The 19995-nt window shown below is 60.8% G+C and carries 18 protein-coding genes; 5 read left to right on the top strand and 13 right to left on the bottom strand.

The annotated features are described in order from the left end of the window. Nucleotides 1–64: 64 nt before the first annotated feature. The 3 genes from hisF to RAK1035_RS18205 are packed head-to-tail and all read left to right on the top strand — an operon-like array spanning nt 65 to nt 1434. Nucleotides 65–829, top strand: coding sequence for an imidazole glycerol phosphate synthase subunit HisF (gene hisF / locus RAK1035_RS18215; RefSeq protein ID WP_008282576.1), 765 nt, complete (start codon nt 65–67; stop codon nt 827–829). Further along, nucleotides 826–1140, top strand: a complete 315-nt coding sequence (locus RAK1035_RS18210; protein WP_008282575.1) for a phosphoribosyl-ATP diphosphatase — start codon at nt 826–828, stop codon at nt 1138–1140. The genes hisF and RAK1035_RS18210 overlap by 4 nt, the downstream gene beginning before the upstream one ends. A 3-nt stretch (nt 1141–1143) precedes the next feature. After that, complete coding sequence (locus RAK1035_RS18205; RefSeq protein WP_008282574.1) at nt 1144–1434, top strand: Dabb family protein; 291 nt, start codon at nt 1144–1146, stop codon at nt 1432–1434. Between the two features lie 72 nt (nt 1435–1506). On the opposite strand, the gene RAK1035_RS18200 is transcribed toward RAK1035_RS18205, so the two are convergent. The 8 genes from RAK1035_RS18200 to RAK1035_RS18165 all read right to left on the bottom strand — a co-directional run bounded on the left by RAK1035_RS18200 (nt 1507) and on the right by RAK1035_RS18165 (nt 10666). Beyond that, a complete protein-coding gene (locus RAK1035_RS18200; protein WP_008282573.1) occupies nt 1507–3078 on the bottom strand; it encodes a GMC family oxidoreductase in 1572 nt (523 codons plus the stop codon). Nucleotides 3079–3105: 27 nt separating this feature from the next. Next, nucleotides 3106–3630, bottom strand: coding sequence for a twin-arginine translocation pathway signal (locus RAK1035_RS18195; RefSeq protein ID WP_037298549.1), 525 nt, complete (start codon nt 3628–3630; stop codon nt 3106–3108). 56 nt (nt 3631–3686) lie between these two features. Further along, the gene (locus tag RAK1035_RS18190; protein ID WP_008282571.1) at nt 3687–4082 is read right to left on the bottom strand and encodes a VOC family protein; all 396 of its coding nucleotides are present in this window, start codon (nt 4080–4082) and stop codon (nt 3687–3689) included. An 89-nt stretch (nt 4083–4171) separates the two neighbouring features. Further along, on the bottom strand, nt 4172–4465 hold the full coding sequence (locus tag RAK1035_RS18185) for a ribbon-helix-helix domain-containing protein (protein WP_198133611.1): 294 nt from the start codon (nt 4463–4465) through the stop codon (nt 4172–4174). Nucleotides 4466–4607: 142 nt separating this feature from the next. After that, nucleotides 4608–4997, bottom strand: coding sequence for an MAPEG family protein (locus RAK1035_RS18180; protein WP_008282569.1), 390 nt, complete (start codon nt 4995–4997; stop codon nt 4608–4610). 15 nt (nt 4998–5012) lie between these two features. Then, on the bottom strand, nt 5013–5813 hold the full coding sequence (locus tag RAK1035_RS18175; RefSeq protein WP_037298546.1) for a phosphodiesterase: 801 nt from the start codon (nt 5811–5813) through the stop codon (nt 5013–5015). A 120-nt stretch (nt 5814–5933) separates the two neighbouring features. Continuing rightward, the gene (pyc, locus tag RAK1035_RS18170; protein WP_037298608.1) at nt 5934–9374 is read right to left on the bottom strand and encodes a pyruvate carboxylase; all 3441 of its coding nucleotides are present in this window, start codon (nt 9372–9374) and stop codon (nt 5934–5936) included. A gap of 152 nt (nt 9375–9526) precedes the next feature. Then, a complete protein-coding gene (locus RAK1035_RS18165; RefSeq protein WP_232279245.1) occupies nt 9527–10666 on the bottom strand; it encodes an alpha-hydroxy acid oxidase in 1140 nt (379 codons plus the stop codon). 109 nt (nt 10667–10775) lie between these two features. On the opposite strand from RAK1035_RS18165, the gene RAK1035_RS18160 reads away from it, so the two are divergent. Next, nucleotides 10776–13115, top strand: a complete 2340-nt coding sequence (locus RAK1035_RS18160; protein WP_008282563.1) for an ATP-dependent helicase — start codon at nt 10776–10778, stop codon at nt 13113–13115. A gap of 99 nt (nt 13116–13214) precedes the next feature. Here the strand turns inward: RAK1035_RS18160 and RAK1035_RS18155 are convergent, their stop codons facing one another. The 5 genes from RAK1035_RS18155 to RAK1035_RS18135 are packed head-to-tail and all read right to left on the bottom strand — an operon-like array spanning nt 13215 to nt 16969. After that, nucleotides 13215–14357, bottom strand: coding sequence for a saccharopine dehydrogenase family protein (locus tag RAK1035_RS18155; protein WP_008282562.1), 1143 nt, complete (start codon nt 14355–14357; stop codon nt 13215–13217). 13 nt (nt 14358–14370) lie between these two features. Continuing rightward, on the bottom strand, nt 14371–14619 hold the full coding sequence (locus tag RAK1035_RS18150) for a SemiSWEET family sugar transporter (protein WP_008282560.1): 249 nt from the start codon (nt 14617–14619) through the stop codon (nt 14371–14373). Continuing rightward, entirely contained in the window at nt 14620–15675 is a 1056-nt protein-coding gene (locus RAK1035_RS18145) for a saccharopine dehydrogenase (protein WP_008282559.1), read from the bottom strand. A 9-nt stretch (nt 15676–15684) separates the two neighbouring features. Then, nucleotides 15685–16299, bottom strand: coding sequence for a glutathione S-transferase family protein (locus RAK1035_RS18140; RefSeq protein ID WP_008282558.1), 615 nt, complete (start codon nt 16297–16299; stop codon nt 15685–15687). A gap of 19 nt (nt 16300–16318) precedes the next feature. After that, nucleotides 16319–16969 (bottom strand): histidine phosphatase family protein, encoded by a 651-nt coding sequence (locus RAK1035_RS18135; protein WP_008282557.1) that lies wholly within the window; start codon nt 16967–16969, stop codon nt 16319–16321. Nucleotides 16970–17201: 232 nt separating this feature from the next. Between RAK1035_RS18135 and fdhF the strand changes: the two genes are divergently transcribed. Next, complete coding sequence (fdhF, locus tag RAK1035_RS18130; RefSeq protein ID WP_008282556.1) at nt 17202–19976, top strand: formate dehydrogenase subunit alpha; 2775 nt, start codon at nt 17202–17204, stop codon at nt 19974–19976. The last annotated feature ends 19 nt before the right edge of the window (nt 19977–19995 follow it).

Below are 19995 nucleotides of genomic sequence, written 5' to 3'. Positions count from 1 at the left end.
TCCTCTGGCATGTTAACTGATTTGCCCATAAACAACGGCGTGAAATTCCTGTAACAGCGGTAATATGCTCAAGACCCGTATCATCCCCTGTCTCGATGTCGCCGATGGCCGTGTGGTCAAGGGCGTAAACTTTGTCGATTTGCAGGATGCGGGTGATCCGGTCGATGCGGCGCGCGCCTATGATGCGGCGGGGGCGGATGAGCTGTGTTTCCTCGATATCCACGCCACGCATGAGAATCGCGGCACCATGTTCGACGTAGTGCGTCGCACCGCCGAGGCCTGTTATATCCCGCTGACCGTCGGCGGTGGGGTGCGGAGCGCGCAGGATGTGCGCGCGCTTTTGCTGGCGGGGGCGGACAAGGTCAGCTTCAATTCTGCCGCTGTGGCCGATCCTGATGTTGTGGCGCGCGCCGCCGATCAGTTTGGCAGCCAGTGCATTGTAGTGGCCATCGACGCCAAGACCGTAAGCCCCGGCAAATGGGAGATTTTCACCCATGGCGGGCGCAAATCTACAGGCATTGACGCTGTGGAATTTGCCCGTCTTGTCGCGGCCAAAGGGGCAGGGGAAATCTTGCTGACCTCAATGGACCGCGATGGCACGCGCGCCGGGTTCAACCTGCCGCTCACGCGGGCGATTGCCGATGCGGTGGATATTCCCGTGATCGCAAGTGGCGGTGTGGGCACGCTTGATCATCTGGTAGAGGGCGTCACAGAGGGGCATGCCTCGGCGGTGCTTGCCGCCTCGATCTTTCACTTCGGCACCTACACGATTGCCGAGGCCAAGGCACATATGGCTGCCGCAGGCATTCCCATGAGGCTGGCGGCATGACCCTCGACGATCTTGCCCGTATCATCGCCGCGCGCGCTGCCGCCGATCCCGAAAGCAGTTGGACCGCCAAACTCTTGGCCAAAGGCCCGGAAAAATGCGCCGAGAAATTCGGCGAAGAGGCCATTGAGGCGATCATTGAAGCGGTCAAAGGCGACCGCGCGCGTCTGACCTCTGAGGCGGCGGATGTGCTCTTTCACTTGCTGGTGATGCTGCAATCGCGCGACGTCGCCCTATCTGATGTCATGGCTGAACTTGCCCGTCGTCAGGGCATCTCTGGCCTTGCAGAAAAAGCCTCCCGCTCGAAAGACTGAGACATGATCCGCCATATTGTATTCTTTTCCGCCACCAACCCGGACGATATCGACCGTATTCGCACAGGCCTGATGATGCTGGCGCAGATACCGCATTCGTCGCATTTCGAAGTGGGGCGCAATCTTCAAAGCGATGTGATCGCGGGCGCTCAGGTGGATCTGGTGGTCTATGCAGAATTCGCGGATGAGGCGGCCCTTGCCGCGTATAAGGCCGATCCGATCTATGCCGATTGTATCGCCCTTGTCCGCCCCCTGCGCGAGTTGCGCATTGCTGCGGATTTCAAGTCAGACTAACGGCCAAACTGGCCCATATCCCCCGGCACACTCGGGGAGAGTTGAGGTGCCGGGGGAGGGACGGGGCGTCCTTTAAAGGTTGCCGCGTGACATCTCACCTGCGATGTGATCCGCCTGCCGGATGGCCAATGCCACGATCGTCAGCGTCGGATTTTCTGCCGCGCCAGTGGTGAATTGCGAGCCATCCGAGACGAAGAGGTTGGGAATGTCATGGGTTTGACCCCATTTGTTCACCACCCCGTCGCGTGGATTTTCCGACATGCGGTTGGTCCCAAGATTATGGGTCGAGGGGTAGGGCGGCGTCGGGAAGGTGCGGGTGGCACCGACCGCCTCGTAGACTGCCGCGCCTTGTTTGTAGGCGTGGTTGCGCATCGCGATGTCATTGGGGTGATCGGAGAAATGCACGTTTGCCACCGGCAAGCCCCATTGATCCTTGACGTCATGGTTGAGCGTGACGCGGTTGGTTTCCTGCGGCATATCCTCGCCGACGATCCACATCCCCGCCATGTTCTCGTATGCGTCGAGGGCGGTGGTGAATTCGCGGCCCCAAGATCCCGGATCGAGGAACGCTGCCATGAAGGGCAAGCCTAGGGCCAGCGTTTCCAGCTCGTAGCCACCGACGAAGCCGCGCGAAGGATCGTGGCGCGATTCGTCCTGAATGATGCCTGCCATGGTCGTGCCGCGCCACATCTTCACCGGCTTGTCGAACACGCCGTAGACCGATCCGGTCATGTGGCGCATGTAGTTGCGCCCCACCTGACCCGAAGAATTGGCCAGCCCATCGGGGAACATCGACGAGGCGGAATTCAAGAGCAGGCGCGGAGATTCGAACGAGTTGCCCGCGACGCAAACGGCACGCGCCTTTTGCATCTGAAGGTTGCCCGCTTCGTCGAAATACTCGACACCCGTCACTTTGCCGCTGTCATCATGCAGGATGCGTGCGACATGCGCCTTCGAGCGCACCTCGAGATTGCCAGTGGCCTCGCCGCGCGGAATATCGGTATAGGCTGCGGACCATTTCGCACCCCATTTGCAGCCCTGAAAGCAGAACCCTGTCTGCTGGCAGGCCATGCGCCCGTCATATTCCTCAGAGTTGATGGCCATGCGTCCGGTGTGCACTTCCTTATAGCCAAGCGCCTTGGCGCCTGCCTCGAACACTTTGTAGTTATTGTTGCCGGGCAGTCCGGCCAGATTGTTGGTTTGGGTCACGCCCAGCTTTTTTTCGGCCAGATCATACCAGGGTTCCATTTCGGCCCCGTCGATGGGCCAGTCGAGCAGGTTTGCCCCTTGCACCGGTCCGTAATTGGTCTTGGCCTTCCATTCATGGTCCTGAAAGCGGATCGAAGCCCCGGCCCAATGGGTCGTGGTGCCGCCAACGGCCTTGACGATCCAAGCGGGCAGGCCGGAAAAATCCTTGGCCACGCGCCAGTCGCCCGACGTCGTGCGTGGGTCGAGCCATGCCAGTTGGCCGAAACTTTCCCATTCGTCGTTGATGTAATCCTCGGGCAGATAGCGCCCGCCCGCCTCAAGCGCCACAACGGACACGCCGCGTTGCGCCAGTTCGTTGGACAGCACACCGCCGCCCGCGCCAGTGCCGATGACGACGATCACAGAGTCGTCGTTAAAATCAAAAGGTGCAGCCATAGTCTTTCCTCCCTAGATGGCTATGGCCTAAAGCCAGTTGATGTCGTCAAAGCCGCGGTTGATGTAACCGCCTTGGCTGAAGGACTCGCCCTCATAGCCAAAGAGCGGCCAAACCGCCTTTTGATTATACAAGCCTGTCACCAGCCCTCCCCGGATCTGTTGAAAGAACGCGCTGTCCTCAACGCTGCGCAGAATGTCGACGCGGTCGCGCTCCCAGCCGATGCTCAGGTAATCGGCGTGGCCTTGGCCCTGTGCCACCGCGTTGAGGCCCGCGATGCCAGCCTCAATGGCGTCGGCGGCCTCGGCCGTGTCATAGCCTTTGACCGCGATGGCATAGTATTCATCGGCGAGATGGTCATGCGGGTAGATGTCGCGTGCCATCTGGATGAGGGTTGCCATTGTTTCGGGCTTGAGCGCCTGTGTTTCGAGTGCCCAGGCCGCGTCTGTGCTGGCGACAAAGCCAGCGCCCACGACAAAGCTTGCGCCCGCCGCGATCGAGCGCGACAGCAATTCGCGCCGGTTAAGCCCCTTGCGGGGTTTGGTCTCAGTCATTGGTTCTCCTCCCATATGATGAATGCGCGCGCCCCCGTGAGGACGCGCGCCTGTTGTCATTTGAAACGCCCGCCGCGTTCCAAAACTTCAATTTCATAGCCGTCAGGATCGGCGACAAAGAAGAACTTGCCCACAAGTTTTCCGTCGGGGGCGAATTCCACCATCTTGCGGGGGTTGAGCCCCTCGGCCTCGAAACGTGCGTGCTCTGCGGCGAGGTCCTCGACCAGAACAGCCAGATGGCCATAGCCATCACCGCGGTCGTAGGGCTCTGTTCGGCCTTTGTTGATGGTCAGTTCCACCTCGAATGGGCTTTCGTCATTCGACATGTAGACGAGGGTGAATTTCTCGAAATCCAGCCGGTCGGCAACACTTAGGCCAAAGGCCCGGGAATAGAAATCGACCGACCGCGCCTCGTCGAGAACGCGAATCATGCTGTGAATGGCTTTGGCCATCATGCCCTCCGAATACTGTATTTGGTCTGGAAAAGTTACCAAAGCAGGGGGAGGGTAGGTAGTATGGGGATACTACGCCGAATTTTGTCTTATTCAGCCGCCATCTGCCGCGCTTCGCCTTCCAGCGGGTTCTCGCGGTGGACGAGGCAAGTGCAGCGTAGGAGCGAGGTGAAATTCGCAGGCTCACCGTGCAGTTCCAGCACTTCGGCATGCAATTTCGAGACAAATCCGGGCGTCGTCAGGCCTTCGCTTTCGGCGATTTCATCTAGGATGCCCCAGAAGGATTTTTCCAAGCGGATGCTTGTGCTTTGTCCATTCAGGCGCATGCGGCGCGTTATCAGGGCATAACGGTCGGGGTCTTGTCCGGCAAAAATTCGGCACATCATCAGGTCCTCCCTCATCCGGGTCGCTGCAGGGACGCTCGCGGCGCGGATCTCAGTACGTTTTAGAATGATGGACGATTTTTACCAGCAGGGGAAGCCTTCTGCGCCGCCCCAGCCCGCAGAGCTGATCGTCTGGATAGTGTCAGAGCAGCGCGTGGCCGATATTGGCCAGCGCGCTCAGGATCAGCATGGCAAAGGTCAGCACCATTCCGGCGCTGCGCATCGGCATGATTTCCGGTGTGCGGCCAAAGCCAGCAGCATGCAGAAGCCGCCCCAAGAGAAGCATCAGCCCCAGAACATGCACGACCCACCCCGGCGCGCCCTGAACCTCGGTCAGGGCCAAAAGGATCAGGCCGAGCGGCGCGTATTCCGCGCAATTTGCCTGCACCCGGATACGGCGGACCAACAATTCCTTGCCGCCATCGCCGATGGAAACATTTGTTTTGAACCGTGCGGTGATCACTAGCACGCTGAGCAGCACAAAAAGCAGGCCGATAAGGCCCGCGTAGAGAGAGGTGATTGTAAGGGTCATTCGGATACCGTTCGGTCAGGAATAAGTTGCGGACAGGGTGGCGGGCAGGGTGAAATCCTCGGTGTGCACGATGACGCCCGTCTCGGTCAGCAGCAAGAGGCCATAGGCGCCCGGCTCGTCAATCGAGAGGCTCGTATCTTGGGCGTCAAGGCTCATGGGCATCTGGTGGCAGGGGCTCTTGAGGATGGCGGTGGGGATGCCGCCTGCCGACCCCTGCACTGTGCGGTGAATGTGGCCTGACATGATTTGTACCACGTTGTCCGCCGCCGAAAGGCGCGCAATCAACTCGTCGCGGTTGCGTAGGCCGATGGCATCCATCCCGGCAAAGCCCGTGTCGATGGGCGGGTGATGGGTGAAGACGATGACCGGGCGCGGGCCCGCCTCGTTTAAACGCTGGTCCAACCAGTCAAGCCGCGCGGGGCAGAGCCAGCCCGAGTGCAGGTCTGGCGCCGCTTCATCCAACGTGTCGAGACAGATCAGCCGATATGCACCGATGTCGGCGGTGTGCTGGATATGCCCGCTGTCCATCTGCGTTGTCTCGGGAAAGGCGGTCAGAAAAGCGGCGCGGCGGTCGTGATTGCCCAGCATCAGGCTGACGGGCAGGGGGCAGTCGGCCAATGCCTCGCGCAGGCGGGCGTATTCCTCGGGCGCGGCGCGGTGGGTCAGATCACCGCAGAGCACGATGCGGGCGGCATCCGGGTGTCGCGTCAACGCATGCGCAAGCCCTTGGGTGAAACGCGCAAAGGGATCAAGGCCGATGATCGTCTGGCCTTGGGCGACGATGTGAATATCGGTGAAAACGAGGATCTTGTGCATGGCGCGGCCTGTCATTGGGCTATGCCGCGCAGCATGGCCGAAATGATTGCGGTGCAAAAGGGCTATCTGTTTTGGGTATAGCCGTCACCCTCGGGACAAGCCCGAGGGTGACGGGGCGCGTCACTCCAATTCGACCAGCAGATCCTTGGCGTCGATCTGGCTGCCGGGCTGGACATGCACCGCCTTGACGGTCGCATCGCGTTCCGCATGCAGGCCGGTTTCCATCTTCATCGCCTCGATAGTCAACAAAAGGTCGCCCGCCTTGATCTTTTGCCCGGCCTTGACCGCAACTGTCGCAACAGCACCCGGCATCGGCGCGCCGATGTGGTTGGCGTTGCCCAGTTCTGCCTTGGGTCGGGCTGCGACCGTGCTTTTGATCCGCCGGTCGGGCACGCGCACCGTGCGCGGCTGGCCGTTCAGCTCAAAGAACACGCGCGCCTCGCCATCCTCTTGCGTTTCGCTTACCGCGACCAGCCGGATTTCGAGCGTCTTGCCGGGGTCGATTTCGGCGGTGATTTCCTCGCCTGTCTCCATCCCGTAAAAGAAGGTGCGCGTAGGCAGGGTACGGACGGGGCCGAATTGCGCGTGACGTTCCATGTAATCGGCGAAAACCTTGGGATACATCAGGCTGCCCATCAGATCCTCGTTGTCGATCTTTTTGCCGAAACGCTCTGTCAGTTCGGCAAACCGCGCGTCCAGATCTTCGGGCGGCAAGAGCGTGCCGGGGCGTACGGTGATCGGCTCTTCGCCCTTGAGCACCTTTTTGACGATCGCGGGGGGAAAGCCGCCGGGGGCCTGCCCCACATAGCCTTTCATCAGCGTGATGACCGAGTCGGGAAAGCTGACCTCGGTCGCGGGGTCGAGCACGTCTTCGCAGGTCAGGCCTTGGCTCACCATCATCAACGCCAGATCGCCCACTGTCTTGGCAATCGGCGTCACCTTGATCACATCGCCGAACATTTGGTTCACATCGGCATAGGTGCGCGCGATGTCATGCCAGCGGTCTTCCATCCCCATCGAGCGCGCCTGCGCCTTGAGGTTGGTGAACTGTCCGCCGGGCATTTCGTGAAGATAGACCTCAGAGGTAGGCGATTGCATCCCGCTTTCAAACGCAGCGTAGTGGTTGCGCACTGATTCCCAGTAGTTCGAGATTTGCCGGATCGCCCCAATGTCGAGCCCGGTGTCGCGCGGCGTGTGGCGCAGCGCCTCGACAACGGTGCCGATCGTGGCTTGGCTGGTATTGCCAGAGAGCGAATCCATAGCACAATCGACGGCATCCACCCCGGCCTCTGAGGCCGCCAGAATGGTGGCCCCGGCAATGCCTGCTGTGTCATGGGTGTGGAAATGCAGCGGCAACCCAACCTCTTCTTTGAGCGACTTGAAAAGCACGCTCGCCGTGGCCGGTTTCATCAATCCGCCCATATCCTTGATACACAGGATATGCGTTCCCGCCTCTTTCAACTCTTTGGCCATCGAGAGGTAATATTTCAGGTCATATTTGGAGCGTGCCGGATCGAGCATATCGCCCGTGTAGCAGATCGCCGCCTCCAGCACCTTGCCCGAGTCGAGCACGGCGTCCATGGAGACGCGCATATTCTCGGCCCAGTTCAGCGGGTCGAACACGCGGAAAATATCAACGCCGCTTTCGGCCGCCTGTTTGACAAAGGCCGCGACCACATTGTCGGGATAGTTGGTATAGCCCACCCCGTTCGAGCCGCGCAGCAGCATCTGCGTGAGCAGGTTGGGCATTCTTGCGCGAATGTCGCGCAAGCGCTGCCACGGGCATTCGTCAAGGAAACGGTAAGCCACGTCAAAGGTCGCACCGCCCCAGCACTCGACCGAGAAGAGGCCGGGGAGATCGTGGGCGTAATTGGGCGCAATGCCGATCATGTCGATCGACCGCATGCGCGTAGCCAAAAGCGATTGATGGCTGTCGCGCATCGTGGTGTCGGTGATCAACAGCTGCTTTTGCGCGGCCATCCAATCCGCCACGGCCTGCGCGCCCTCGCGTTCAAGGATCTGCTTTGGCCCATCCTTGATCTCGGAGTTGGCGGGGCGCGGCGCGCGTGGCAGTTTGAGATCTGCAGGGGGGCGTGTGCGCCCCTCGACCTCGGGATGCCCGTTGACCGTGATGTCGGCGATATAGCTTAGAACGCGCGTACCACGATCCCGCCGCTTGGCGAATTTGAACAGTTCTGGCGTCGTGTCGATGAATTTGGTTGTATAGGTATTGTTGAGGAAGGTCGGGTGCTTGAGCAGGTTCTCGACAAAGGCAATGTTCGTGCTGACACCGCGAATACGGAATTCGCGCAGGGCGCGGTCCATCCGGGCAATCGCCTGTTCGGGGGTAGGTGCCCAAGCCGTGACCTTGGTCAGAAGGCTGTCATAATAGCGCGTGATCACACCGCCCGCATAGGCGGTGCCACCATCCAGACGAATGCCCATGCCGGTGGCCGAGCGATAGGCCGTGATCCGGCCATAATCGGGGATAAAGTTGTTCAGCGGGTCCTCGGTGGTGATCCGGGTCTGGAGCGCGTGGCCATGCAGGGTGATGTCATACTGGCTGGCCTTGCCGGTGGCCTCCATCAGGCTCTTGCCCTCGGCAATCTTGATCTGCGCCTGCACGATGTCGATGCCGGTCACGGCCTCGGTCACGGTATGTTCGACCTGAACGCGCGGATTGACCTCGATGAAATAGAATTTGCCGGTGTCCATATCCATCAGGAATTCGACAGTGCCCGCGCATTCGTAATTCACATGCTTGCAAATCTTGTAGCCAAGCTGACAGATTTCCTCGCGCTGTGTCTCGGACAGGTAGGGGGCGGGGGCGCGTTCCACCACCTTTTGATTGCGGCGCTGCACCGAACAGTCCCGCTCGAACAAGTGGTACATATTGCCGTGCTTGTCGCCCAGGATCTGCACCTCGACATGGCGCGCGCGCAGGATCATCTTCTCGAGATAGCCCTCGCCATTGCCAAAGGCCGCCTCGGCCTCGCGCCGCCCTTCACGAACCTTATCCTCAAGCTCGCTTTCATCCTCGATTGGTCGCATGCCGCGCCCGCCGCCGCCCCAAGACGCCTTGAGCATCAAGGGATAGCCAATTGCCTTGGCCTCTTTGCGGATGGCCTTGATGTCGTCGCCCAGCACTTCGGTTGCCGGGATCACGGGAACGCCTGCCTCCATGGCCACACGGCGCGCGCTTGCCTTGTCTCCAAGGGCGCGCATGGTTTCCGCGCGCGGACCGATAAACGTGATGTCCGCCGCGTCGCAGGCATCGACAAAGGCTGGGTTTTCGGACAAGAGGCCGTAACCGGGGTGGATGGCATCCGCGCCCGACAGCTTGGCCACGCGGATGATCTCTTCGATGGACAGATAGGCCTGAACTGGCCCCATACCCTCACCGATGCGATACGCCTCATCCGCCTTGAACCGGTGAAGCCCGAGCTTGTCCTCTTCTGCAAAGACAGCGACGGTTTTCTTGCCCATTTCATTGGCGGCCCGCATGATGCGGATGGCGATTTCGCCCCGGTTGGCGATGAGAATTTTCTTGAAGTCGGCCATGCCTGTCCCCCGGTTTATCAGTTCTGGCGGCGCGGCATTCCATGCCGCATTGCAGCGCTGCATCCTTGTAAGATTTGTGAAAGGTTTGTGCAATCCGGCAAACTGGGTATTCCCCGGCAAGGGAAATTTCCTGTCCCGACGGGTGGTCCACCCTACCCGTTAGGGATCAGGCGCGACCGAACGTCCCAAAGCGTGCGCGTGCCCAACTGGCCCATATTGGCGCGCAAATCCTCGGCCAGAATATCCGCCAGATGCGCCGGGCCACTCTCTCCAAGCGCGCCAAGCGCATAGTGCCAGCCGCGCCCCATCATCACGAAATCCGCGCCAAGGGCGATGGCACGCAGCACATCAAGCCCGCCCTCGATGCCACCATCCATGATCACCGGCAGGGTGGTTGCCGCGCGCACCTCTGGCAGGGCCTCGATGGTGGCGGGGGCGGCGTCGAACTGACGGCCTGCGTGGTTCGAAATCCAGATTGCGTCTGCGCCCTCTTTCTCAAGCATCGCAGCATCATCCCCGCGCAGCACACCTTTGACCACGAAAGGACCGTCCCATGCGTCGCGCAGCCATCGCAGATAATCCCAGTCGGGCGAGGTGCGCAGCAAGTAACCGGCGTGTTTGTTCGAGGGCAGGCCCTTGGTCTGGCCTGCGTAATCGTCAATCAGACGCATGCGCGGCATGCCCAGCCGCGCGGTGCCAAGCGCCCAAGCCGGGCAGCGGGCAACCTGCGCCATCAGGCGCGGGGTCAGCTTGGGCGGCTGTGTCAGGCCCGAGCGCACTTGCCGCTCGCGGCGGCTGCCCACGGGCACATCGACGGTCAGCACCAGCACCGTGAACCCGGCATTGCGGGCGCGGTTGAGCATGTCGGTGCGAATGCCGGTATCGCGCGGCGGATACATCTGGAACCAGCCATTGCCGTTCAGATGTGGCCCGATGTCCTCTGGTTTTTGGCTGGCCACAGTCGACAGGCCATAGGGAATGCCCACCTGCGTGGCCGCCCGCGCCAAGAGACGCTCGGCATCGGGCCAGATGAGGCCCGACATGCCCACGGGCGCGATGCCCACCGGCAAAGCGTAGGTCTGTCCCAAGAGGGTGGCCGAGATGTCGGGTGTGAACTCACCATGCAGGATCGACGGGCTGAGCCGCACCTGATCGAGCATCAGGCGATTGCGCCCCTTGGTCGCCTCGGTCCCTGTGGCACTGTCAAGGTATTCCCAGACGAAATGCGGAATGCGCCGCGCGGCTCGGGCGCGCAGATCAGACAGGGCGGGATAGGTTGCATGCAGGTTCATGGCGCGCATTTGCGCGGGTTTTCAGGGGCTTGTCCAGAGGCCAGATGGGGGCGGAACAATCCCCGAACATCTCTTTATCTCTGGTCGCCTCCGCGCTATTGTCGGGGGCATGAACAGATTTGACGAATCCGACGCCTTTGAGGGGGCCAGCCTCTCGGCCCGTGCCATGGCGGCGCGGCCCGCGCCCTATCTTGATGATCTCAACCCCGAACAGCGCCGCGCGGCGGAAACGCTGGATGGTCCGGTGCTGATGCTGGCTGGCGCGGGCACGGGCAAGACCAAGGCGCTGACCACGCGCATCGTGCATCTGATGAACACCGGGCGCGCGGGGCCCGGCGATATCTTGGCCGTGACCTTTACCAACAAGGCCGCGCGCGAGATGAAAGAGCGTGTGGGCCGCCTTTTGGGTCAGCCGGCAGAGGGGATGCCGTGGCTGGGCACCTTTCATTCGATCTGCGTCAAACTTTTGCGTCGGCATGCCGAACTGGTTGATCTGAAATCGAATTTCACCATTCTTGATACCGACGATCAACTGCGCCTACTCAAACAACTGGTGCAGGCGTCTGGCATCGACGACAAACGCTGGCCCGCGCGGATGCTGGCGGGAATCATCGACCAGTGGAAAAACCGCGCTTGGACGCCTGACAATCTGCCCGCGTCAGAGGGCAGCGCCTATGATGGCAAGGGTCCGGCGCTCTACCATCAGTATCAAGCGCGACTGAAGGAATTGAATGCGGTCGATTTTGGCGATCTGCTGCTGCATGTTGTGACAATATTCCAGCGCCACGATGACGTGCTCAGGCAATACCAACGCTGGTTCCGCTATATCCTCGTGGACGAGTATCAGGATACCAACGTCGCGCAATATCTCTGGCTGCGGCTTTTGGCTGGGGGGCACAAGAACATCTGCTGCGTGGGCGATGATGATCAGTCGATCTATGGCTGGCGCGGGGCCGAAGTGGGCAATATCCTGCGGTTCGAAAAGGATTTTCCCGGTGCGGCGGTGATCCGGCTTGAACAGAATTACCGTTCGACGCCGCATATTCTCGCCGCTGCTTCTGGTGTGATCGCGGGAAATCGCGACCGGCTTGGCAAAGAGTTGTGGACCGAGGCTGAAGAGGGAGAAAAGCTCCGCCTGATCGGCCATTGGGATGGCGAGGAAGAGGCGCGCTGGATTGGCGAAGAAATCGACGCGATGCAACGCGGGACGCGGGGCATGCGGCCCTATTCGCTTGACGCAATGGCAATCCTCGTGCGGGCCAGCCACCAGATGCGCGCCTTCGAGGATCGGTTTCTGACCATCGGTCTGCCCTACCGCGTGATCGGCGGCCCGCGCTTTTACGAGCGTTTGGAAATTCGCGATGCCATGGCCTATTTCCGCCTTGTGGTCTCGCCTTCGGATGATTTGGCCTTTGAGCGGATCGTCAACACGCCCAAGCGCGGGTTGGGTGACAAGGCGCAGCAGAAAATCCAGATGACCGCGCGCCAGCATGGTGTGCCATTGGTCGAAGGCGCGCGCCTTTTGCTTGACGACAAGGGGATCACCGGCAAGGCGGCGGGCGAGCTGCGCCTTTTGATCGACGGGCTTGGCCGTTGGGGCCGGATGGTGGGCGATGCCGATATCAGCCATGTCGAACTGGCGGAGATGATCCTTGACGAGAGCGGCTATACCGGCATGTGGCAAAACGACAAGACGCCCGAGGCACCGGGGCGGCTTGAAAACCTCAAGGAACTGGTCAAGGCCCTCGAAGGGTTCGAGAACCTGCAAGGGTTTTTGGAACACGTGAGCCTCATCATGGATAATGAGGCGGGTGAAGAGGGCGAGAAGGTCACGCTGATGACCTTGCACGCGGCCAAAGGGCTCGAGTTTCCGGCCGTGTTCCTGCCGGGATGGGAAGATGGGCTTTTCCCCTCGCAACGCTCGATGGACGAAAGCGGCGTGCGGGGATTGGAAGAGGAGCGGCGGCTGGCCTATGTCGGCATCACCCGTGCCGAAGAGGTCTGTACGATTTCATTCGCGGGCAATCGCCGGGTCTATGGCCAGTGGCAGAGCCAGATGCCATCACGCTTCATTGACGAATTGCCTGAGGGGCATGTTGATGTTCTGACCCCTCCGGGCCTTTATGGCGGGGGCTATGGGGCGGCGGCCAGTTCAGGCATCGAGAGCCGCGCCGCCGAAGCCAATGTCTACAATAGCCCCGGTTGGCGACGGCTTCAGGCGCGGGGCGCGGAGCGGCCCCTGAGCCAACCCAGTGAAGCGCGCCACAGCGTGATCGACCTGCAGGCGATGAGTGCGCACACAGTGGGCGAGCGCGTCTTTCATCAAAAGTTCGGCTATGGCGCAATCATCGCCATCGAGGGCGACAAGCTCGAAATCGCGTTTGAGAAGGCGGGCACCAAAAAGGTTGTTGCCCGTTTCATCACGGGCGCGGATGACGTTCCGTTCTAGCCGGAGGATCGCGGCGTATTTGAGTATTTTTGCCAAGAAGAAACCTGGCTTGGCTTCTTCTTGGTGCAAATACTCCTGTACGACCTAGCGCCGAAACGCCTAGCTGAGGTGATCGACGACGGTCAGATGTTGCGCCAATTGATTGACCTCGCCCAAGTAGCGCGCAACCAGTTTCGGATCATGCGGGGCTGCGCTGACGCCCGCTGCAATCTCGCGCGTCAGCACCGAGTCGACCGCCAGAGAAACCGGGATTGACACCAGCCGCGCCATCGCCGTGCCGCGCGCGTCGCCCCAGGCATCCATCACATAGCTCTTGTGCCAGACGGGTTCCCCGGCGTTTTCGGCCCTGAGATCCACGCAGAGCACGACACGATCCGGCTCGCCCTCATCATAGGCGTTCTCTTGCCAGAACTGATCCGACATCTCTTTGAGGCGGCTATCGCCTGCGGTGCCTTCCAAGGTCTCGATTTCCGCGAAAATAGGCTTCCATGCCTCTGACCAGCCATTGAGCCGCAGCGTGCCACGCACGAAATCCTTGATCCGCCAGTCTGGATCAAAGCGGTAATCCGCGATGAAGGGGATCGAGTCCCGGTTGGGGTAAACCTCAAAGGTTTCGGGGGTCGGCAAGGGGGCGTCATAGCTGGAAATGGCATCCCAAGGCCGCGCCACCCGAAGTTCCGAGAAATTCCGGATTGACCGCGAGGGCGAACGCAGCGCCTTGAGCACGCCCAAGGGCGACCAACTGAATTTGTAGCGGAACGGGTTGGGCTGTTTTGGCACGCCGCCGCAATAGGAGGTAAAGCTGAGATCATTGCCCGCGTCATAGGCCTTGGAGGCGCGATAGTCGGCCACCAGATGATGCGCCATGAGGTGGTCGATGCCGGGGTCGAGACCGATTTCGTTGACAAAGCACAGCCCCTTGTCGCGCGCAGCCTGATCGAGGGCGCGCATCTCTGGTGCGATGTAAGAGGATGAAACGAAATGCGCGCCCCTCTCAAGGCAAAGTTCGGCCAGGGGCACGTGCCAGTCGCCCGGCAGCATTGACACCACAACGTCACCGGGATTGAGCACCTTGGCCAATGCGTCCATGTCAAATGCATGGATCGTGTCGGTGAGATCGCCGACCATTGCCCGCGCCTTGTCGGTCGAGCGGTTCCACACCGTCACATCACGCCCTGCCTCAATCAGCCGCCGTAGGCCGGGGATGGCCGATAGGCCGGTGCCGCACCAGTGGATTGTCATGTCGTTCTCTCCTTCATTTAAAGCGGAGTTTTGCCGCGACGATGCTGAGCATCGCGACCACGGCGCAGATATTCGCAAGGATGAGCGGCCAGTCGCCGATCATCATCCCATAGACCAGCCAGAGGGAAACGGTGGTCAAAAACAGCAGGTTCGAGGGCAGCGACAGGCCGGATGTGTCGCGCGTGGCCCAAGCCTTGACCGCCTGTGGAATCCAGCAGATCGTGCCCAGAAAGGCGGCCAGATATCCGACATAGGGGGCCATTCAGAGCGCTTTCATATGGGTGTGAAAGGTCTCTGCCGCGCGCCCCCAGACGCCTTGATCTGGCGTGTCGAGCGTCAGCAGGGAGGTTAGCAACTGTCCCGCATAGTCCTGAGAGGATTCCACCGGCAAGAGCGAGGGCAGGTTGTCTATGGCCATGACATCGAGCGGCGGAACATCGTGCACGCGCAGTACGGGCGCGGCCCAAGTGGTTGCCGCATCATAGACTGGCACCGGGTTATAGTCACTGTCAGGGTCGCAGGCGACATCGCCGATCACGGTCAGGTGGCGCGGCGCGGCCAAGGCGGATTTAGGCACGAAAACCGGTGTGCCGGGGCGGGCAAAGATGCAGTTGAGGAAGATGTCATGCGTTAGGATTTCGGGAAACGGCCCACCCGATGCGGTCTCGGCCATGTCCCAACGGGTGACGGGCACATCCATCGCTTCGCAGAGATCCGCCGCCCCTGTGCCCACGCGGCCCAAGGCCCCGATGACAATGGCGCGGGGGCGTGTGGCACCCGAAGCCTCAAGCCGCGCGCCAAGATCGGCCAAAAGTGCGTCGCGCCCCGGATAGGTATCGACGGTCGGGCAGAGGCCGCCGCCCTGTTGTGCCGCCCATGCCATGAGCGATACCGCTGCCCCCGCATAGCCCGCCCAATAGCCAAAGGCAGCAACGCGGCGGCCGGTTACATCGACCAGATATTCCAGATCGTAAAGCGTGCCGCCCCCAGCCTGAAACCGCTGCAAGAGTCGTCGTCCGGCATGTTGCCCCTTGAAGGCGTGGCCGAACATGATGTGGCGATGCGGCAGGGGGGTGCCATCCTCGGGCAACTCCTTGAGGCCAAAGATGATTGCGTCCTGCGGTGCCGAGGGCCATGCGTTTTCCGGGGCGATTTCGCAGCCAGCGGCGCGGTAGCCGTCGATTGGGATGGCGCGGTTTTGGCTTTCTTCCACTGTGACGCGGATGCCTTTGGCGATCAGTTGCGCCGCGCCCTCGGGCGTCAGCCCCACGCGTTCCTCATTGGGCCGCTGTTCGGCCCTTACCCACAGATGTGTCATCTCAGCCTCTCAGATCATGTTATCCGCGATCACCCGTTCTACAGATGGGCGCGCGCGCATTGCCTGCACGAAGGCTGCGATTTTGGGGAACTTGGCCACATCCACCCCGTCGCCTTCCAGCCAGTTGCAGGCGACAAAGAGATAGGCATCGGCAAGAGAGAGTGTTTCTCCCAGCACAAAGGGGCCGGTCAGGATATGATTTTCGACGTAATCAGCGCTGTCGGTCATGGTCTGTACCGATTTGGCCTTCATGTCGTCGAAAGAGCTTTGCTGATCGGCCCACCGGTGCCCGCGCATTTTGTGCGCGTGGTTCACATGCATGGTGGAGGCTATGTAATACATGGCCTCGCGCATTTTGGCAGCCTTCAAGGGGTCTGTGGGGCGCAAACCTGCTTGGGGTGTGGTGTCCGCAATGAAATCGAGGATTGCACCGGTTTCGGTCAGGATACTGGTGTCGGTAACGAGAGTCGGGACACGCCCCTTGGGATTGATCGCAAGATATGCGGCGCCGGTTTGTTCCCCCGCCCGGAAATCAAGGCGCATCGGTTCAAAATCCAGACCCGCCTCGTGCAGCGCGATGGCCACCGCAATCGAGATGGTGCCTTTGGCATAGTATAACTTCATGGCGCGGTTCCTCTTGCTGTCAGATAAAGGTGCGGGCATGCGCCCGATCGGGAGTGTCGAGATGCGGCGTTGCGTTGAACGTGCCCAGCATCAGCATATCATGCACATGCTCCAGCCGGTGGAGCGAGCTGTTCCTCACTTGCAACATGACTTTGGCCATGCCCGGAATATCCAGCCCGAGCACATGCCGTATGACCATGCCGATCACGCCGCCTGAGGTTACGATCAGAACACGCCCATGCTGCTGGCAGATGTCGTCGATCAAGCCGGTGATCCGGTTGGTAAAATGAGCAAAGGTTTCAGGTACATCCTCCAGATCGCCGCGCGCCCAGTGTTCGATCACCTGAGGCAGGTAGCGGGCGAATTCGGTGGCGTCCGCAGGGGCCGGAATGCCGTGCTGTGCCTCGATGGCGCGGGCGAGGGCGAAATAGCTTAACTCGTCAAGACGCGGGTCTTGTTCGGTGATCTGATAGCCCATAGCGCGGGCGGTGCCGATCTGACGGTTGAGCGTGCCGGTGATCACATGGTCAAAATGCGGATTCGTCCGCTCCAGATGTGCGCCCAGCCATTCGGCCTGCTGCACGCCCAGAGGCGATAGCCGGTCATAGCCTGCCTCATCGGTCGCATGGCTGTTGGCCTGCCCGTGCCGCACCAGAATAAGCTCTGCCAAGGTTTCCCTCCCCCGAATTCCGCGCGACGTTAGCGCCGGTTGCGGCGGGGTTAAAGGGAGCGCGTGAAATATTCCATCCCATCGCTGACAGGCGTGACGGTGCTGTCGATTTAAGACCTCTGCCGTGGCTCTTTGCCATTCGTGGCGCAAATGTGGGGTGAGGTGTCGGGATTGACGGCCTCTGGCATGCTGCTGCATGCTTTAAAAAGTCCCAAAGCAGGGAGGCACGCTGATGACCGACAAGATCACACTCGTATTGGATGGCCGCGAGGTCGAGGTAGAGGCTGGTCAGACGATCTGGGAAGTCGCCAATGGTCGTGGTCTGAAAATTCCGCACCTCTGCCACAAGCCTGCCCCAGGCTATCGCCCCGATGGCAATTGCCGCGCCTGTATGGTCGAGGTCCAAGGTGAGCGCACGCTTGTCGCCTCGTGCATCCGCGAGGCCAAGGCGGGCATGGTTGTCACAACCAACTCCGCCCGTGCAGAATCGGCGCGCAAAATGGTTGTTGAGATGCTCTTGGCCGATCAGCCTGAGCAGGCGCAGTCGCATGACCGCTCAAGCCACCTCTGGGATATGGCCGAAGCCAATGGCGTGACCCATAGCCGCTTTCCCAAGCTGGAGCGCGACCGCATTCCGCTGCTCGATGACAGCCACATCGCGATGCGCGTCAATCTCGACGCCTGTATTCAATGTGGTCTCTGCGTGCGGGCGTGCCGCGAGGTTCAGGTGAATGACGTGATCGGCATGGCCGGGCGTGGGCATGACGCCTATCCGGTGTTCGATCTTGCGGATCCGATGGGCGATTCGACCTGTGTGGCCTGCGGCGAATGCGTGCAGGCCTGCCCGACCGGGGCCCTGATGCCTGCAACCGTGCTTGATGACGTACAGCAGGGCGACAGCGCCGATTTCGATGAAGAGGTCAAGAGCATCTGCCCGTTCTGTGGTGTGGGGTGTCAGGTTTCGCTCAAGGTCAAGAATGGCAAGGTCAAATATGTTGAGGGCATCAACGGGCCTGCCAACGAGGGGCGTCTGTGCGTCAAGGGGCGGTTCGGTTTTGACTATATCCACCATCCGCATCGCCTGACCAAGCCGCTCATCCGCCGCGATGATGCGCCGGCAAAGGGGCTGAATGTCGATCCCGGCAATTGGCAGGAAGTGTTCCGTGAAGCATCTTGGGACGAGGCGCTTGATCTTGCAGCAGGCGCACTCAAGGGGCTGAAGGACACCCATGGCGGCACCAGTGTTGCAGGATTTGGCAGCGCGAAATGCACCAATGAAGAAGCCTATCTCTTCCAGAAATTCATCCGTCAGGGATTTGGTCACAACAATGTGGATCACTGCACGCGGCTCTGCCATGCGTCGTCTGTGGCGGCGCTGATCGAGAATGTCGGCTCTGGTGCCGTGACGGCGACCTTCAACCAGATTGAAAACGCTGATGTGGCGATTATCATCGGGGCCAACCCGCTCGAAAACCATCCCGTTGCCGCGACCTATTTCAAGCAGTTCACCAAGCGTGGTGGCAAGCTGATCGTGATGGACCCGCGCGGGCAGGGGATGAAGCGTTTTGCCACGCATATGTTGCAATTCCGCCCCGGCGCAGATGTCTCGATGTTGAATGCGATCATGCATGTGATTGTCGAAGAGGGGCTCTACGACCAGCAATACATCGCGGCCTTCACCGAGAACTGGGAAGCCGAGAAAAAGCATCTGGCACAATTCCCGCCCGAAAAGATGGAGGGTATTTGCGGTGTTCCCGCCGAGACCCTGCGCGCTGTGGCGCGGGATTTCGCCACGGCCAAGGCCGGTATGATCTTTTGGGGGATGGGCGTCAGCCAGCATATCCACGGCACTGACAATTCGCGCTGCCTGATCTCACTGGCGCTGATGTGCGGTCATGTGGGCCGTCCGGGCACAGGGTTGCATCCGCTGCGCGGCCAGAACAACGTGCAAGGCGCGTCTGACGCGGGCCTCGTGCCGATGTTCCTTCCGGACTATCAGACGGTGACAGATGACGGCGTGCGCCGCGCCTTTACCGAAGTCTGGCAATCGGGGGACTTCTCGAACCAGAAGGGCCTGACCGTGACCGAGATCATGGACGCGGTCCATGACGACAAGATCAAAGGCATGTATATCCTGGGCGAAAACCCGGCGATGTCTGATCCTGATGTCGAACACGCCCGCGATGCTTTGGCCAAGCTCGAGCATCTGGTGGTGCAGGACATTTTCATCACGGAAACAGCCAATTATGCCGATGTGATCCTGCCCGCGAGCGCGTTCTACGAGAAATCGGGGACCGTGACCAATACCAACCGTCAGGTGCAGATGGGCCGACCCGCCGTTACCCCACCGGGTGAGGCGCGCGAGGATTGGGCGATCACGGTTGAGCTGGCCAATCGGATCGGGCTTGACTGGTCTTATGACAGCCCGGCGGATGTTTTCGCCGAGATGAAGGTCAACATGCGCTCGCTCGACAATATCACCTGGGAGCGGTTGGAGCGCGAAGGCGCTGTGACCTATCCTTGCAAAGGGCCTGATCAGCCGGGTGAGTCGGTTGTGTTCGGCGACGGTTTCCCGCGGCCTGAGGGACGCGCGAAATTCACCCCGGCGGCAATCATTCCGCCCGACGATGTGCCCGATGCCGAGTATCCGATGATCCTGACAACCGGTCGGCAGCTTGAGCATTGGCACACAGGGTCGATGACCCGCCGCGCCAGCGTGCTTGATGCGGTAGAGCCGGAGGCCAATTGTTCGATGCATCCTGCCACCCTGCGCAAGCTGGGCGTAGAGCCGGGCGGCATGGTGCGGCTGAGCACCAAGCGTGGTTCAATCCGGATCATGGCGCGGGCAGATCGCGCAGTGGCCCCTGATATGGTGTTCCTGCCCTTTGCCTATGTCGAAGCGGCGGCGAACATCCTGACCAATCCTGCGGTCGATCCCTATGGCAAGATCCCAGAGTTCAAATTCTCGGCAGTCAAGGTCGAGGCAGCGAATATCGCGGCAGAGTGAGGCCGCGCACGCGCCCCGC

The organism is Roseovarius sp. AK1035 (assembly GCF_003288315.1).
Lineage (GTDB): Bacteria > Pseudomonadota > Alphaproteobacteria > Rhodobacterales > Rhodobacteraceae > Roseovarius > Roseovarius mucosus_A.
The sequence above is the reverse complement of the archived record's forward strand: the minus strand, read 5'-3'. Positions and strand labels throughout refer to the sequence as shown.